Source organism: Cupriavidus taiwanensis, from assembly GCF_900250075.1.
Lineage (GTDB): Bacteria > Pseudomonadota > Gammaproteobacteria > Burkholderiales > Burkholderiaceae > Cupriavidus > Cupriavidus taiwanensis_C.
The window spans coordinates 1,101,941-1,117,776 of the sequence record NZ_LT977070.1 but is presented as its reverse complement, the minus strand read 5'-3'; the positions used below and the strand labels follow the sequence as shown (position 1 = coordinate 1,117,776).

Genomic DNA, 15,836 nt, shown 5'->3' with positions numbered 1-15,836 from the left:
GGGCGGGATCAGTGCGCCAGCGCGGCGATCTTGCCCAGCAGCTCTTCGCCGTCGACGGGCTTGACGATGTAGTCCGACGCGCCCTGGCGCATGCCCCAGATGCGGTCGGTATCCAGGCCCTTGCTGGTGCACATGATCACGGGGATGTCCTTGAAGCGGTCGTCGCGCTTGATCGCGCGCGTGGCCTGGTAGCCGTTCTGGCCGGGCATCACCACGTCCATCAGGATCAGGTCGAAGGCTTCGGCCTGCAGGCGGGCGAAGGCCTGCTCGCTGTTGCTGGCGACCGCGACCTTGAAGCCGCGCTTGCCGAGCAGGTCGGACATGAACAGGGCTTCGGTCGGGGAGTCGTCGACGATCAGGATCTTGTGAATGGCGGTCATGAGGTTTTCCTTCGATTCGTACAAGGCGCGCCTGCCGTTCAGGCCGGCAACGCCTCGCCCGCGGGCTGGCATGGCAGGCAGGCCTGCACGGCCTGCAGCAGCGCGTCGCGGGTAAATGGCTTGGCAAGGTGGTCATGCGCGCCGACCAGGCGGCCGCGCGAGCGGTCGAACACGCCGTCGCGCGAGGACAGCATGATCACGGGGATGGCGTGGAAACGCGGACTCTTCTTGATCAGCGAACAGGTCTGGTAGCCGTCCAGCCGGGGCATCAGGATGTCGCAGAAGACCAGGTCGGGGTGCAGCTCGCCCACCTTGGCCAGCGCCTCGAAGCCGTCCTCGGCCAGCATCACCTGGTAGCCGGCCTGCGCCAGGAAGATTTCCGCGGTACGGCGGATGGTGCTGGAATCGTCGATGACCAGCACCTTGCGGCGCGGCTGCGAAGCGATCGCGGACTTGAAGTCCTGCTTGATGTCCGGCGCGGCAGCCGGAACAGGAACGCCAGGCGCCACACCGTAGGCGCCGGCGGTATTGACCCGCTGGTTTTCTTCTAAATGAGCGACCCGCATGTTGTTCCCGCGACCAGCGGCTCCTGGCGGAGCGCCGGCAAGCACCAGAGAACACCCGTGCGGAGCAGCGCGACCCATGCGCGCCCCGACGGACCCCCGAAATCTTTTTATTTCCCTTCCAAGGCCGGGCTGAGCCCGGCAGTGGCGATGCGTGATCCCCGCATCTGCCCGCCGTCCTCCCCGCCGCGCGGGCGGAGGGACAGCCAGTCATTTTTGCAACAGAGTGTGACAAGACGCCGGGGGGCCGTCAATCCGGTGCGGCCAGCCCCCGGCAGCGTTCTGTCGCATCGGCGCGACGGGCGCGCCCGCTGTATTGTTGTTCTTCTAGATAGTGGCCGCTCAGATCGCGACCATCTCGAAATCTTCCTTGCGCGCGCCGCATTCCGGGCAGGTCCAGTTGATCGGCACGTCTTCCCAGCGGGTGCCGGGGGCGATGCCGTCTTCCGGCGCGCCTGCGGCTTCGTCGTAGATCCAGCCGCAGATCAGGCACATCCAAGTCTTGTATTCCATAACAGGCTCTGGCCACTCTCCATTAAAATCCAGCGCAGATGGTACCGAAACCGTGCCGCCGGCGCCAGCCGCGCGAGGGCCGGAATCGGGCCAGTTCCGCCGTGTTCGCACCCGTTAGCGCCTTGTTAGCGCACGATTGGCGGGCAATTGCAGCGAACTTCCGCTGTTTTTGCCGCATGTCAACGCCAGGCCCGGAGGCCCGCCGAGCACGATCCCTGCAGTCCTGTCCTCACCTCAACGCCATGTCCCGTAATCAGCAGCTTTTCGACCGCGCCCAGCAGACCATTCCCGGGGGCGTCAATTCGCCCGTGCGCGCCTTCCGTTCGGTAGGGGGCACGCCGCGCTTCATCACGCGCGCCGAGGGCGCGTATATGTGGGACGCGGACGGCCAGCGCTATATCGACTACATCGGCTCGTGGGGCCCGATGATCGTCGGCCATGCCCATCCGGAGGTAGTGCGCGCAGTCCAGGAAACCGCCGCGCACAGCTTCTCGTTCGGCGCCCCGACCGAGGCCGAGATCACCATGGCCGAGGAAATCTGCAAGCTGGTGCCGTCGATCGAGCAGGTGCGCCTGGTCTCCTCCGGCACCGAAGCCACCATGAGCGCGCTGCGCCTGGCGCGCGGCTTTACCGGCCGCGACCTGATCATCAAGTTCGAAGGCTGCTACCACGGCCATGCCGACAGCCTGCTGGTCAAGGCCGGTTCCGGCCTGCTGACCTTTGCCGACACCACCCGCAACGCGCCGTCGTCGGCCGGCGTGCCGGCCGACGTGACGCGCCACACCATGGTGCTGGAGTACAACAACGTCGAGCAGCTGGAACAGGCCTTCGCCAAGCATGCCGGCGAGATCGCCGCGGTCATCGTCGAGCCGGTGGCCGGCAACATGAACCTGGTGCGCGCCAGCGATGCCTTCCTGCAGGCGATGCGCGAACTGTGCAGCCGCGATGGCGCGGTGCTGATCTTCGACGAAGTCATGACCGGCTTCCGCGTGGCGCTGGGCGGCGCGCAGGCGCACTACGGCATCCGCCCCGACATGACCTGCCTGGGCAAGGTCATCGGCGGCGGCATGCCGGCGGCGGCGTTCGGCGGACGACGCGACATCATGGCCAGCCTGGCGCCGCTGGGCGGCGTATACCAGGCCGGCACGCTGTCGGGCAACCCGCTGGCGGTCGCGGCAGGCCTGGCCACGCTCAGGCTGATCCAGGCGCCCGGCTTCTATGACCGCCTGGCCACGCAAACGCGCAAGCTGGCCGATGGCCTGGCCGAAGCCGCCCGGGCGGCCGGCGTGCCGTTCGCCGCCGATGCCGTCGGCGGCATGTTCGGGCTCTATTTCCGCGACGGCGTGCCCGGCAGCTTCGCCGAAGTCACCCAGAGCGACACCGCCCGCTTCAACCGCTTCTTCCACGCCATGCTGGACCACGGCGTCTACCTGGCGCCCTCGGCATTCGAAGCCGGCTTTGTCTCGGCACAGCACGACGACGCCATCCTTGGCGCCACCTTCGAGGCCGCGCGCAAGGCCTTCGCGGCAGCCTGAGCGCACGCGTGCCGCCCGGCGCCAGGTTGCGCCGGCGGCCCACGCGTGACGACAAAGGCGGTGCGCTACACTTGGAGTTCGTCCAATCGCCGGAGCCTCCGATGCGCGCATCCTCGTCCCCTTCGCTGTCCACCCGCTCGCCGCTGTACGGGTTGCGCTGGCTGGTGCTGGCGGTCCTGGCCAGCCTGCTGTCGGCCTGCGGCTACAACGACTTCCAGGCCAAGGACGAGGCGGTCAAGGCGGCCTGGGGCGAAGTCATCAACCAGTACCAGCGCCGCGCCGACCTGATCCCCAACCTGGTCAACACCGTCAAGGGCTACGCCTCGCACGAGCGCGAGACACTGGAAGCCGTGACCAGGGCGCGCGCCGCCGCCACCAGCATCCAGGTCTCGCCCGAAACCCTTAACGACCCCGAAGCCTTCAAGCGCTTCCAGCAGGCGCAGGGCGAACTGTCCGGCGCGCTCTCGCGCCTGTTGGCGGTGTCCGAGAACTATCCGCAGCTCAAGGCCGATGCCTCGTTCCGCGACCTGCAATCGCAGCTCGAGGGCACCGAGAACCGCATCACCGTGGCACGCCAGCGCTATATCGCCGCCGTGCAGCAGTACAACGTGCTGGCGCGCAGCTTCCCGACCAACCTGACGGCGATGATCTTCAAGTATCCGGTCAAGCCTTCGTTCACCGTGGAAAACGAGAAGGCCATCTCGACGCCGCCCGCGGTCAAGTTCTGACGGGATGGCAGCGATGCGCCACCCCCGGCGTTGGTTCCACCTGCACGGCTGGCTCGCCGCGGCCCTGCTGTGGCTGGCGGCCCTGCTGGGCGGTCCGGCACTGGCGGCCGACGGCTTCGTCGCGGTGCCGCCGCTGACCCAGCGCGTCACCGACCTGACCGGCACGCTGACGCCGCAGCAGCGCGGCGCGCTGGAAAACGTGCTGGCCGAATACGAGCAGCAGCGCGGCAGCCAGATCTTCGTGCTGATGGTGCCCACCACCGATCCGGAACCGATCGACGCCTACAGCATCCGCGTGGCCGATGCCTGGCGCGCCGGACGCCAGGGCATCGACGACGGCGTGATCGTGCTGATCGCCAAGGACAATCCGCCCGGCCTGCGCAAGATGCGGCTGGAGGTGGGCCGCGGCGTGCAGGGCTCGCTGACCGACGCCATGTCCAAGCGCATCCTGCAGGACGTGATGGCGCCCCACTTCCGCCAGAACGACTTCTACGGCGGGCTGGCCGCCGGCATCTCGGCAATCCAGGCCACCATCGACAAGGAAGGCCTGGCCGCGCCGCAGCGCAAGGCGCAGCAGGCCGCGGCACTGGACCAGTGGCTGCCGGCGCTGCTGCCGCTGGCGATCATCGTGTTCTTTTTCCTGAGCGCCATCCTGCGCCGGCGCGGGCCGCAGATCGTCACCACCCGGCGCGGCCGCGACGTGATCGCCGGCGGCCTCGGCGGCCTGGGGGGCTACACCATCGGACACGACTGGGGCCGGCGCAGCGGCGGCTGGGGCGGCCGGGGCGGGTGGGGCGGCGGCGGCGGTGACAGCGGCGGGGGCTTTGGTGGCTTTGGCGGCGGCGGCGGTGGCGGCTTCGACGGCGGCGGCGCGTCCGGCAACTGGTGACAGCACGAGGAACGACAACCATGCCGCATCTCAAACGCGCCCTGCACCATATCGCCACCACCGCCGGCACCGCGCGCAGGCACTTTCCGCCGGAGGCGCAGCAGCAGCTGCACCACGCCGTGCACGCCGGCGAATCCAGCCACCGCGGCGAGATCCGCGTGGTGATCGAGGCCAGCCTGCCGGTCGGCGACGCCTGGGCCGGGGTCACGCCGCGCGAGCGCGCGCGCTTCCTGTTCGGCGCGCTCGAGGTCTGGAACACCGCGGACAAGACCGGCGTACTGCTCTACATCAACCTGGCCGACCACGCCGTCGAACTGCTGGCCGACCGCGGCATCGACGCCAGCGTGGGGCCCGCCACCTGGCGCGAACTGTGCGATGAACTGGCGCAAGGGCTCAGGCAGGACCTGTCGGTGCGGCCGGTGCTGGTCACGGTGGCGCGCATCCATGCCCTGCTGGCCACGCACTTCCCGTCGGACGGCGGGCATAACCCGAACGAGCTGGACGATCGGCCGGTGTTTCTGTAGCCGCCCGGCCGTCCCTGCCCCGGCTCAGCGGGCGGCAGCCGCCTCGCGGCGCGCGCGCCGCCCGCCCAGCGCATACCAAATCGCTGCCAGCGCCTGCAGCCCCACCAGCCCCGCCCACGCTGCCAGGTGCGCCGCCTTCGGGTAATGGCCACCGGTGGCCGGCCACAGGTCGAGCACGAAGCCGACGCCCACCTGGCAGGCAAAGGTCGACAGGAACACCGTCAGTGTCAGCGCCGTGGTGGCCCGGCCGATCAGTGCATCGGGAAAGCTGCGCGCCAGCACCGCATAGGTCAGGATGCCGCTGGAGCCGAACACGCCATAGGCGGCCCACAACAGCACCGCCGGCAATGGCACCTGCGCCATCAGCAGCAGCTGGATCACGATAAAGCCCGTCATGCCGGCGCCGGCAAAGGCATAGAGGCTTACGCCCAGGCGTTCCAGGTGGCGCGCGGCCCAGCCCGAGCCGACGCAGCCGGCCATCATGGCAAAGCCGATCACCGACACCAGCTGCGCGCTGGTGCCCGCGTCGTAGCCGGACACATCGCGCAGGAAAGCGCCTACCCACAGCGTCTGCACCGCCAGGAAAACGCCCTGGTTGAGCAGCGTCAGCGGCACCACGCGCCAGAAGCGCTCGCTGCCCAGGATCTGGCGCGTGCCGCGCAGCTGCTCGCGCAGGCTTTCCTTGCCGACGCGGGGCTTGTCGGGCGCACTGAACCACAGCAGCGCCGCCATCGCCAGCGACACGCCGGCCAGGCCGATGCTGACGGTGCGCCAGTCGGTCAGCGACAGCAGCCACGACAGCGGCGTGCCGACCAGCACCGCGCCCAGTCCGCCGATCGCCATCACCACGCCGTTGAGCAAGGGCATGCGCGACAGCGGGAACCACATCGACAGCGCCTGGATGGCGGCGCCCAGGCACACCGACACGCCCACGCCGATCAGCAGCCGGCCGGCGGCCAGACCGGCCATGCCCGGCGCGAGCGCGAACACCAGCGAGCCGGCCACCGCCACCAGCAGCATCGCCGCCTCGGTGCGGCGCGGGCCGTAGCGGTCCAGCAGGATGCCCGCCGGCAGCTGGGCGCAGGCAAAGCCAAGGAAATAGAAGCTGGTGAGCAGGCCCAGGTCGCCGGCATTGAGGCCGAGCTCGCGCGTCAGGTGGGGCACGAAGCCCAGGTTGACGCCGCGAAACACATAGGACACCAGGAAGCCCAGCGAAAACACCGCCAGCACGCGCCAGCGCGCGCTGGCCGCCGCACCGGCGGCCGTTTGCGAATGCGAGGGCTGCGAAGGCACGGAAGACAAGTTTGAAGTCGAAGTGGTCATGATGGCATGCATTGTCTTCGCCATCCCGGTGCAAAGCCAACGAAAGATACCCGCGGCAATTGTGAGTAGAATTTGACGGCCATGGCCAAAGCCCCCGCCAGACCCGCCCAACGTCACGCCCGACACCCCGTCCACCTGCCGCCGCTGCAAGCGCTGCGTGCACTGGAGGCCGCCGCGCGCCACCGCAGCTTCTCGCGCGCGGCCGAGGAGCTGGCGCTGACCCACAGCGCCATCAGCCACCATGTCCGCGCGCTCGAAACCAGCCTCGGCACCAAGCTGTTCCAGCGCAGCGGCAGCCAGATGGCGCCCACCAGCGTGGGCGCGCGACTGGCCGAACAGGTGCGCGCCGCGCTCGACGACATCGAAAGCGCGTTGCGCGAGGCCGGCAACAGCGCCGCGCCGCCGGTGATCCGGCTGCAGGTCAGCGTGATGGCGGACCTGGCCAATGCCTGGCTGATCCGTCGCCTGCCCAGCCTGCACGCCCAGGTGCCGTCGCTGGACCTGCACCTGCGGCTGCACGCTGAGATCACGCCGCCGGACCCGTACAGCGTTGATGTAGGCATCTGGCACCAGCGCATCGACCTGCCCGGCTTCGAGTGCCACAACCTGATCGAAGACCATGTGATCGCGGTGGCCAGCCCGGCGCTGCTGGCGCGCTACCCGGGCTTTACGCTGGCCGACGTGCCGCGCTTGCCGATGCTGCGCTTTGCCCTGCGCCCCTGGCGCGACTGGCTCGAGGCCGCCGGCCTGCCCGGCGACGAACCGGAGCGTGGCCCGATTTTCCAGGATGCCGGCCTGATGCTGCAGTCCGCCGTGGCCGGCCTGGGCGTGGCGACGGCGCGCGCGCAGCTGGCGCACGACTACCTGGCCAGCGGCGAGCTGGTGCAGATTGGCCCCACGCGGATTCCGTCGAGCCTGCACTACTGGGTGACCTGGCGCGAAGGCAACCCGCGCGAGAAGGCCATCCAGCAGTTTCATGCCTGGCTGCAGGAACAGGTGCGTCAGGAAGGCGCGCAGGCGGCCGCGGTTGTCTCCGGCAATGCCGGGCAGTTTCATCCATGAAATTGTTTGGCGCCGCGATGTTGGCAATACGAATCATTTTCGTCTAGGCCCGCTAAATCAAGGGCTGGGCGCCTGCCTGGTCCAACCCGCCCCGTACCGCGCCAGGCCCGAGCCGCGTCGTCGGCACGGGCTCCGAGTTTCACGGATGCAACCATTTGGCTCCACGTGCCAGCCTGCGTGGAAATCTTGCCCTGCCCATCCAAACAGATGAGAAGCGACTGAGTCGCCCGGCCGCGATTCGTCCTAAGGCGTGTCAACGCGCGGGTTTTCTCCATCCCGTGCGCGCTGCCGGCGAGTGCGCGACACCAAAAGGCTGAGGTCGGCGCGGTCGCCCCGTGTCGGCGGAAGATGTATGCCCTTCAAATCCTTGTAACGGAAATGAAACTGTTTTGCGGGGCGGTGAGGTGCAGTATCGGAGCCCTCCGCCGCGCGTGTTTCAAATTTTGCACTCCCACGTTTAGGTGGGGCCGGCGAGCTGGAAATGCCTCCTTCTGCACCGCATCCGGTGATTTCGTGCCCGATACGTTGCTTTGTCATGGATGGATTTTTTGCGTTGCAACATGAAATGGCCGCGCGGCGTAACAAGAGCGGAACGTTTTGGATCGCGCCGCGCCGGCGATGCCTTCGCCAAATTAGCGCATTACCTTTCTTTTCAATGACTTAGCTAGCTCTGGCACATTCGTCGCAGATATGTCGCCGCGAACAGAAGCCCGGAACAAAGGGGAAGTCTGAAACGAAAGCGGCAAACACACTGGCACGCGTTCGCCGAGGATCAGTTTCAGGACGACCCCCGCAACCCAGGGCGGGAATTGGACTGGCGCTGTAAGCGGGGGCCACGCGGCAGGAACTGGCCCGCATCGGCACCCGCCATGACATGGGCGTCGACAAGAAAAAGCGGAGGTCATTCAGGCGCACGGGCCGCAAGCGCAAGCAAGCGGTCCGTGCCACCTGAATCCCGCGGCAAGCCGGCATGCCGGTGCGCCCGGACAAGAACGGGGTGAACAACAGAAATTGGGGAGCGCGCCGCGCCGCATCGCCACGATGCGCCGGCGCAAGCCTTAGAGCCAACGGAGCGAGCGGCCGGCCTTGCCGGCCGCCAGTTCCGCAAAAAACAAGAATCCGGGGAAATCTCATGAGCGCGTACGCCAACCGCCCGCTGCTGTACCTGTCGCAACACCATGACGCCACGCTGTGCCGGCTGTTTGCCCAGCGCGGCTGGAAAATCAGCTTCGCGTCGAACCTTCAGGACCTGCAGGGCCTGCCTCCCGGTAACCAGCCGCTGGCCGCGCTGCTGGACCTGCAGGGCGGTTTCGGCGATGCCGAACTGGAAGCCTTCGAGCCCTGGCTGGCGCAGCGGCATATCGGCTGGATCGGCATCGTCGCCGGCCAGCACGCGTTGAGCGAAACCGCGCGCCGGTTGCTCGGCCTGTATTTCGTCGACTACCACACCGCGCCGCTCGACCACCCGCGCCTGGCCGAGGCCCTGGGCCATGCGCTCGGCATGGCCAGCCTGCGGCCCGGCGCGCAGCATGACAGCCCGCGCACGGCGCGCCCCGACGGCATGATCGGCAGCTGCCCGGCGATGCAGTCGCTGTTCCGCGGCATCGAGAAGGTCTCGCGCTGGGACACGCCGGTGCTGATCTCGGGCGAGTCCGGCACCGGCAAGGAACTCGCCGCGCAGGCCATCCACCGCGCCTCGGCGCGGGCCTCGCGCCCCTTCATCGCGGTCAACTGCGCGGCGATCCCGCCCACGCTGCTGATGTCCGAACTGTTCGGCTACGAGCGCGGCGCCTTCACCGGCGCCACCAAGCGCAAGCCGGGCCGCATCGAGATGGCCCAGGGCGGCACGCTGTTCCTCGATGAAATCGGCGACATGCCGATCGAAAGCCAGACCAGCCTGCTGCGCTTTCTCGAGACCGGGCGCATCGAGCGCCTCGGCGGCACCGAGTCGGTCGAGGTCGATGTGCGCATCATCTCCGCCACCCACGTCGACCTGGAGGCCGCGATCGCAGCCGAGCGCTTCCGCGGCGACCTGTACCACCGGCTGTGCGTGCTGCGCGTGCGCCAGCCCCCGCTGCGCGAGCGCGGCAGCGACATCCTGCTGATCGCCGAACACGTGCTCGACACCGTGCGCAAGCAGTCGCCGGCGCGCATCCGCGGCTTCTCGCCGCTGGCGCTGCGCGCGATCCAGCTGCACAACTGGCCCGGCAACGTGCGCGAGCTGATCAACCGCATCCGCCACGCCGCGGCCATGTGCGAAGACGGCGTGATCCAGCCCGAAGACCTGGAACTGGCCGCGCCCGCCGACGACCGCCCGCAAACGCTGGCCGCGATCCGCGAGGCCGCCGAGCAGAACGCCATCGTCGAAGCGCTGCAGCGCCACCATGAGCGGCTGATCGACGTGGCCGCCGAGCTCGGGATTTCGCGGGTGACGCTGTTCCGGCTGATGCGCGACTACAAGCTGCAGGTGAAGAAGGGAGACCTGGGGTTGATCTGCGTGCAGGGCTAGCACCGCGACGCTCCCATTGAAGGATCGGATCCATGTCCCCTGACGCGTACCTTGAAATGGCCGACACCGAAGCCAGCCATTGGTGGTTCCGTGGCCGGCGCGAGATCGTCGCCACCATCCTTTCCGGCCTGGCCTTGCCGCGCCACGCGGCCATCCTCGAGATCGGCGCTGGCACCGGCGGCAACCTGGCGATGCTGTCGCAGTTCGGCAGGGTCAGCGCGGTGGAAATGGACGGCACCGCGCTGCGCCTGGCACGAGAGAAGACCCGCGACGCCTACGACCTGCGCCAGGGCAAGTGCCCCGACCAGATGCCGTTCGCCGAGAGCAGCTTCGACCTGGTCTGCCTGCTCGATTGCCTCGAGCACATCGCCGACGATGCCGGCTCGCTCGACTGCGCGGCCAGGCTGCTGAAGTCGGACGGCGCGGTCTTCATCACCGTGCCCGCCTACCAGTGGCTATGGAGCGCGCACGACGACTTCCTGCATCACCAGCGCCGCTACAGCAAGCGTTCGCTGCACAAGCTGGCCAGCCGCTGTGGCCTGCACGTGGAGCGGATGTCGTATTTCAACACGATGCTGTTCCCGCTGGCCGTCGCCGCGCGCATGGGCGACCGCCTGCGTGGCAGCCGCCACGCGACCGGCGCCGCCCTGCCGGCCGCGCCGGTCAACCACGTGCTGCACCGCGTGTTCCGCGCGGAGCGCCACTGGCTTGCGCGCGGCTCGCTGCCGTTCGGCATTTCGCTGATGGCCGTGCTGCGCGCATCGTGAACGCCAGCGGCACCGCGCCCGGGCTGCGCCAATTCACGCGTTTTCTATTCTCCGGCGCCACCTCGACCGGCGTGCATGTCGCCATCACGGCCACGCTGATCAACGCGCTCGATGCCTCGCCGGTGGCGGCCAACTGCGTCGCCTTCGTATGCGCGACGGCGTGCTCGTACCTGCTCAATACCCTGTGGAGCTTTTCGTCGCGCTTGCGCCACCGCACCCTGCGACGCTTTGCCGGCGTCTCGCTGCTGGGCCTGGCGCTGACCGTGGGTATCTCGTGGACCGCGCAACGGCTCGGCGCCAGCTATTGGGCCGGGCTGGCGGGTGTGGTGCTGACCGTGCCGGTGTTCACCTACCTGCTGCACCGGGCCTGGACTTACCGCGATTGATTCGCGGCAGGGCCCGGCGGCATTGAGCTTCAGCGGCCGTTGCTGACCTGGCCGCGATCGATGCGGATCACGCGCCGTCCCGACGCCATGTTCCGGCTTTGCCCCGTCTCCTGGTAGCGGCGCCGCACCAGGTAGATCGGCCGGCCCTTGGCCTCGTCGTAGATGCGGCCGACATACTCGCCCACCACGCCGAGGCCGATCAGCTGGATGCCGCCGAGAAACAGCAGCACCGACAGCAGCGACGCATAGCCCGGCACATCGATGCCCAGCACCAGCGTGCGCGCCACGATAAAGGCGCCGTAGCCGAACGCCCCCAGCGCGATCGCCACGCCGATATAGGTCCAGCTGCGCAGCGGCATGGTGCTGAAGCTGGTGATGCCCTCGAGCGCGAAGTTCCACAGGCGCCAGCCCGAGAACTTGGAATGCCCGGCGCTGCGCGCCTCGCGCTCGTACGGCACGATCACGGTGCGGTAGCCTACCCAGGCGAACAGGCCTTTCATGAAGCGCCGGCGCTCCGGCATCTGCTTGAGGGCGTTGACCACGACCCGGTCCATCAGCCGGAAATCGCCTACATTGACCGGCAGCTTCTGGTCCGACAGCCGGTTATGGATGCGATAGTAGGCGCCTGCCGTCACGCGCTTGAGCCAGGAGTCACACGCTCGGCTGCTGCGCTGGGCCAGCACCACCTCTGCTCCCTCGCGCCAGCGCCTGACCAGTTCTGGAATCAGCGCGGGCGGATCCTGCAGATCGACGTCGATGGGAATCACCGCATCGCCCAGGGCCTCGTCCAGGCCGGCGGTCAGCGCCGCCTCCTTGCCGAAATTGCGTGTCAGGTCCAGCACGCGCACGCGCGGGTCGCGGTGCGAATAAGCGATCAGTTGGTCCAGCGTGTCGTCGGTGCTGCCGTCGTTCACCAGCACGATCTCGAAGCGGAGGGCGTCGATCGACTCCAGCACCGGGAGCACGCTGTCGAAGAACTTGCTGATGCTTTCTGCTTCGTTGTAGCAGGGCACCACCAGAGACAGCAGCCTGACTTCGTATCGATCTGACATGATGCGCTCCCCGGACGGCGTGGCGCAGGTGGCCGCCGTCGTGCTTGCGCGGCCCTGCGCATGGTCTTGTTATCGGCGCGACCGGCGGATGGCATTGCGAGTCGTGCGATGCTGTCCTGCCGTGGCCTGCTGTCGGTTGCGTTGCTGCTGGAAATGCAGCGGCAACGCAGCGACGCACTGGCTTCATTCTGGTCAGGCCACCAGCGATATACAAGCACCGCGGAGGTCCGTGGCCAGGCGCGCAAATCTGCCCCGCGCAAGCGTTTCCGGGTTGAATCACCACCCGCTTCGGCTGCGCGCCCGCCTGGCGTTTGGCTTCCCGTGGGTCTCGAGCGAAGCCTCCCATTGCATCGCCATTTGCCGGCGTTTCTCCACTGAAACGCCGTGCGCCCGCCGACCCGGGCCGGGCGAAGCCCGATGGGCCATGGCGAAGGCGCATCTTTTCGTGGCCGGATCCACCAAAGGCACGGTGTACGGCGCGCTCCGGCTCATCCTTACGGCGCAGAGCCGGCGCCACCTCACCGTCTCCGTTCACAGGCTGTCGCACAACAGGAAATTAAGCACGATTCGAAGCGGAAACGACGCCCCCGATCCATCGCCGGCAAGCTGGGCCGGCCCCGCACGCCAGGTCTGAAAAACCCTGAAAAACAAGGCATCTCCGGCAATGGCGCATTCCTTGCAAGCAGGCCACGCGCCCGCGGGCGCATTGGGGAAGTGCGCGCCGGACCGAGAGACAGGGCCATCATCGAAGCCATAGCGAGATGCCATGAAAACCAATACCACATGGGTCGGGGCAACCGGCACGGACAGCCTGCTCCAGCAGTGCGCCAGGCAGCGCTGGTTCTGGCCGGTGCTGTACGGAATCAGCGTGTTCTCGATCCTCTCGTTCGCCGGTGCGCGCCTGCTGGTGGATGCCGATACGTTCTGGCACATCGCCGCCGGTAAATGGATCCTTGCCAACCGGGCCGTGCCGGCCACCGATCCGTTCTCGTTCTCTTTCCATGGCGCCAAGTGGGTGCCCCATGAATGGCTGGCCGAAGTCATCCTTGCCGCCTCCCATGCCTGGCTAGGCTGGGCCGGGCCGGTACTGGTCACCGCGCTGGCGACCGCCATTACGCTGACCGTACTGTTGCGGTTCCTGCTGCGCTATATCGAACCCCTGCACGCGTTCAGCGCCACCCTGCTTACGTTCCTGACGCTGGCGCAGCACCTGGTCGCCCGCCCCCATGTCATGGCCTGGCCGCTGATGGTGATCTGGACCGCGCAGCTGGTGCTGGCGCGCCAGCAAAGCAAGCGGCCGAGCCTGTGGCTGCTGGTCGTCATGCTGGCCTGGGCCAACCTGCATGGCAGTTTCCTGCTCGGCATCGGGCTGGCGGCAGCGCTGGCCGCCGAGGCGGTCCTCACCGAAAAGCAGCCGGTCCGCAGCGCCAGGGCGTGGGCCCCCTTCCTCGCACTGACGGTCGTGGCGGGCCTGCTCACGCCGCACGGCGTGGATGGCCTGCTCTTTCCTTTCCAAGTTTCCGGCATGAGCTATACGCTCAGCGTGATCGGCGAATGGAAGCCGCCAGATTTCCGCCTGGTCCAGCCGGTCGAGCTATGGCTTGGCATGGTGCTCTTCGGCGCGCTCTACTTCGGCTTTCGCCTGCCGCCGATGCGGATCGTGCTGTGCTTCGGGCTGGTCCACCTTACCCTGACCGCGGCCCGCTATGCCGAATTGCTCGGTCTGCTGGCCCCGCTGTTGCTGATGCCAAGTATGGGACCCCAGCTGCGCGCGGCGATCCGTCCGGAGATCAAGCTGCAGCTGTCGCCACCGCTGCTTCGGACCCTGACCTCGTTGTGCCTGGCACTGTTCATGACCAGCATCCTCCTGCTTGCCAAAGGCATCCAGCACGACCATCGGCGCATACAGCCCCGCGAGGCCGTCCATGCGGCTATCGCGGCAGGCGGCGGCGGGCCGGTCTTCAACAGCTACAACTTCGGCGGCTACCTGATCTTCTCTGGCATTGCGCCGCTTATCGACGGCCGCGCCGACCTCTACGGCGACGACTTCGTGCGCCGGTATATGAAAGCCCATTCCGGCGATGCCAGCGCGCTGCAGGACATGTTCGAGGAATTCGAGATCCGCTGGGCGGTTCTGGAACCAGGCAGTCCTGCATTGAAGTGGATAGATGCCTTGCCGGGCTGGCGGAAAGTCCACGAGGATGACGTGGCCGTCGCCTATATCCGCGCACGATAGCGCCACCAGCACGCTCGCGCGCGTATCCGGCTAGCCGGTTACGCGCCGCCCGCTGCGGCTCGGCCGGCGCCCGCAGGGCCCCCGCGTACCGCCCCCCATGCCTTGCCGCGCACGACGGGCATCTCTGCCAGCAACACGCACGCATGTCAGGCCCCGTGCCATCCGCGGGGTACGTGCGCCGCCATCTGCATCTTGCAATCCCGACCGTCCTGCAGCGCCACAGCTGTGCGCCGCCGCCCGCGCGCCTCTCCGCGTTCCCCGTTTGCCCTTGTCGCGGATAACCATCGCGACGCCTGGGAAAACCCCCACTCCATCGGCTTCCGGCACATCTCTCCAAGGCGCGAAGGCTGCATGCACGTGCGTCTTGCCGTGCTGCTTTTTCCGCTGCGTCTCCCGTGCGGGTGATGGCAGCCGCGTGCGTGCAGGCTCGGCATTGCAGCACGGAAGCACCGTCCCGCGCCCCGTGTTTCCAAGCTGAATCACGCGGCCGCGCAAGGCTTGAAGCCTTGCCGCACAAGGGCTTCGAGGACATGCCCGGGAACTCCGCCAGCTCTCTCTCACCCCGGCTCCGATTCGCAACGTTTCGATCCGGAAACGCGGCCCCTTCAAGAGACGTCCTCATCCGTCAGTCTGGCCGGCACCGACGCATGGGACCAGGCCAGGCAGGAAGACTAAAACTTGTGACGCATGCCGCCCCCCGGCGCGGTCGCCGCCTCATGCTTTTGGATGACGTTGCCGAGCCGCTCGCATTAGTCCGGCGCATGCGGACACGTTGCGCGATCTAGGGCGTTCGCAGCGCCCTTGGGAATGGCTTGCCAGCGCCGCGTTTCCACCCAGCAACGAAGCCCCGCCGGAATGCCGCCGGCACGCCTGCCAGGGCCGCGACGGCTGCGGGGCGCTACCCGCAAACCCTTGTGGCACAACGATTTGCGCTGGCCTGGCCCGCCGCTTGCCTATGCCAGGCATGCGGCATCGCAGTCCTGATAGCCGCAATGCCGACGCAACGATCGCCGGCATCAAACCAGAACGATACGGGGAGCTTCACCATGCCTGTCGTGCGCCAACCTGCGATGTCACACCGGAATGCCGCCCACGCTGCTGCTGCCAGGGGCACCGGCAGCGCGCCGTTCCGTTGCATGGCGCGCTCGGGCCACGTACAGCGCGCCGCGCGTTGCACGCATGCGTCGGCACTACGCCGGCTGCAGGCACGCAACCCGCGCATCGAGCACGGCGGTCCCGGACGGTGGCCGTTCCATGCCTGCGCGATCTGCGCCCCGCCCTGCTGCCGGGTTTCCCGGCGCTGATATCCGGTGCCATCCCAAGCTGTATCGCAGTTCCGTAGTCCTGCAGTGCTTGTTCCCAACCAAAG

At 67.9% G+C, this 15,836-nt stretch carries 14 protein-coding genes; 9 read left to right on the top strand and 5 right to left on the bottom strand.

Translation table 11 applies throughout. The features are described 5' to 3' along the window. Nucleotides 1-8: 8 nt before the first annotated feature. The 3 genes from CBM2588_RS05190 to CBM2588_RS05180 all read right to left on the bottom strand — a co-directional run bounded on the left by CBM2588_RS05190 (nucleotide 9) and on the right by CBM2588_RS05180 (nucleotide 1,456). Nucleotides 9-380, bottom strand: coding sequence for a response regulator (locus CBM2588_RS05190; protein ID WP_012352035.1), 372 nt, complete (start codon nucleotides 378-380; stop codon nucleotides 9-11). A gap of 38 nt (nucleotides 381-418) precedes the next feature. Continuing rightward, nucleotides 419-946, bottom strand: a complete 528-nt coding sequence (locus CBM2588_RS05185; RefSeq protein WP_115679662.1) for a response regulator — start codon at nucleotides 944-946, stop codon at nucleotides 419-421. Nucleotides 947-1,285: 339 nt separating this feature from the next. Further along, nucleotides 1,286-1,456, bottom strand: a complete 171-nt coding sequence (locus CBM2588_RS05180; protein ID WP_010813017.1) for a rubredoxin — start codon at nucleotides 1,454-1,456, stop codon at nucleotides 1,286-1,288. A 242-nt stretch (nucleotides 1,457-1,698) separates the two neighbouring features. Here CBM2588_RS05180 and hemL point away from each other — a divergent pair, with 242 nt between their 5' ends. The 4 genes from hemL (at nucleotide 1,699) to CBM2588_RS05160 (ending at nucleotide 5,132) form a co-directional block, all read left to right on the top strand. Further along, a complete protein-coding gene (hemL, locus tag CBM2588_RS05175; protein WP_115679661.1) occupies nucleotides 1,699-2,991 on the top strand; it encodes a glutamate-1-semialdehyde 2,1-aminomutase in 1,293 nt (430 codons plus the stop codon). A gap of 101 nt (nucleotides 2,992-3,092) precedes the next feature. Next, nucleotides 3,093-3,719: a LemA family protein gene (locus tag CBM2588_RS05170; protein WP_115679660.1), complete on the top strand. Its 627-nt coding sequence runs from the start codon at nucleotides 3,093-3,095 to the stop codon at nucleotides 3,717-3,719. A gap of 13 nt (nucleotides 3,720-3,732) precedes the next feature. Continuing rightward, the gene (locus CBM2588_RS05165; protein WP_115681403.1) at nucleotides 3,733-4,608 is read left to right on the top strand and encodes a TPM domain-containing protein; all 876 of its coding nucleotides are present in this window, start codon (nucleotides 3,733-3,735) and stop codon (nucleotides 4,606-4,608) included. Nucleotides 4,609-4,628: 20 nt separating this feature from the next. Continuing rightward, complete coding sequence (locus tag CBM2588_RS05160) at nucleotides 4,629-5,132, top strand: TPM domain-containing protein (RefSeq protein ID WP_115679659.1); 504 nt, start codon at nucleotides 4,629-4,631, stop codon at nucleotides 5,130-5,132. Between the two features lie 24 nt (nucleotides 5,133-5,156). Here the strand turns inward: CBM2588_RS05160 and CBM2588_RS05155 are convergent, their stop codons facing one another. Further along, the gene (locus CBM2588_RS05155; RefSeq protein ID WP_115681402.1) at nucleotides 5,157-6,455 is read right to left on the bottom strand and encodes an MFS transporter; all 1,299 of its coding nucleotides are present in this window, start codon (nucleotides 6,453-6,455) and stop codon (nucleotides 5,157-5,159) included. 81 nt (nucleotides 6,456-6,536) lie between these two features. On the opposite strand from CBM2588_RS05155, the gene CBM2588_RS05150 reads away from it, so the two are divergent. From CBM2588_RS05150 to CBM2588_RS05135, 4 genes are all read left to right on the top strand, one after another. Next, nucleotides 6,537-7,517: a LysR substrate-binding domain-containing protein gene (locus CBM2588_RS05150; RefSeq protein WP_115679658.1), complete on the top strand. Its 981-nt coding sequence runs from the start codon at nucleotides 6,537-6,539 to the stop codon at nucleotides 7,515-7,517. A 1,132-nt stretch (nucleotides 7,518-8,649) separates the two neighbouring features. Beyond that, nucleotides 8,650-10,026, top strand: a complete 1,377-nt coding sequence (locus CBM2588_RS05145; RefSeq protein WP_115679657.1) for a sigma-54 dependent transcriptional regulator — start codon at nucleotides 8,650-8,652, stop codon at nucleotides 10,024-10,026. Between the two features lie 32 nt (nucleotides 10,027-10,058). Next, nucleotides 10,059-10,793, top strand: a complete 735-nt coding sequence (locus tag CBM2588_RS05140) for a class I SAM-dependent methyltransferase (protein ID WP_115679656.1) — start codon at nucleotides 10,059-10,061, stop codon at nucleotides 10,791-10,793. Then, a complete protein-coding gene (locus CBM2588_RS05135; RefSeq protein WP_115679655.1) occupies nucleotides 10,790-11,179 on the top strand; it encodes a GtrA family protein in 390 nt (129 codons plus the stop codon). Before CBM2588_RS05140 ends, CBM2588_RS05135 begins: the two co-directional genes overlap by 4 nt. Nucleotides 11,180-11,208: 29 nt before the next feature. On the opposite strand, the gene CBM2588_RS05130 is transcribed toward CBM2588_RS05135, so the two are convergent. Next, nucleotides 11,209-12,231 carry a glycosyltransferase family 2 protein gene (locus CBM2588_RS05130; protein ID WP_115679654.1) on the bottom strand — a complete coding sequence of 341 codons (1,023 nt, stop codon included), beginning with the start codon at nucleotides 12,229-12,231 and terminating at the stop codon, nucleotides 11,209-11,211. A gap of 766 nt (nucleotides 12,232-12,997) precedes the next feature. Between CBM2588_RS05130 and CBM2588_RS05125 the strand changes: the two genes are divergently transcribed. Further along, nucleotides 12,998-14,467, top strand: a complete 1,470-nt coding sequence (locus CBM2588_RS05125) for a hypothetical protein (protein ID WP_115679653.1) — start codon at nucleotides 12,998-13,000, stop codon at nucleotides 14,465-14,467. Nucleotides 14,468-15,836 lie beyond the last annotated feature (1,369 nt).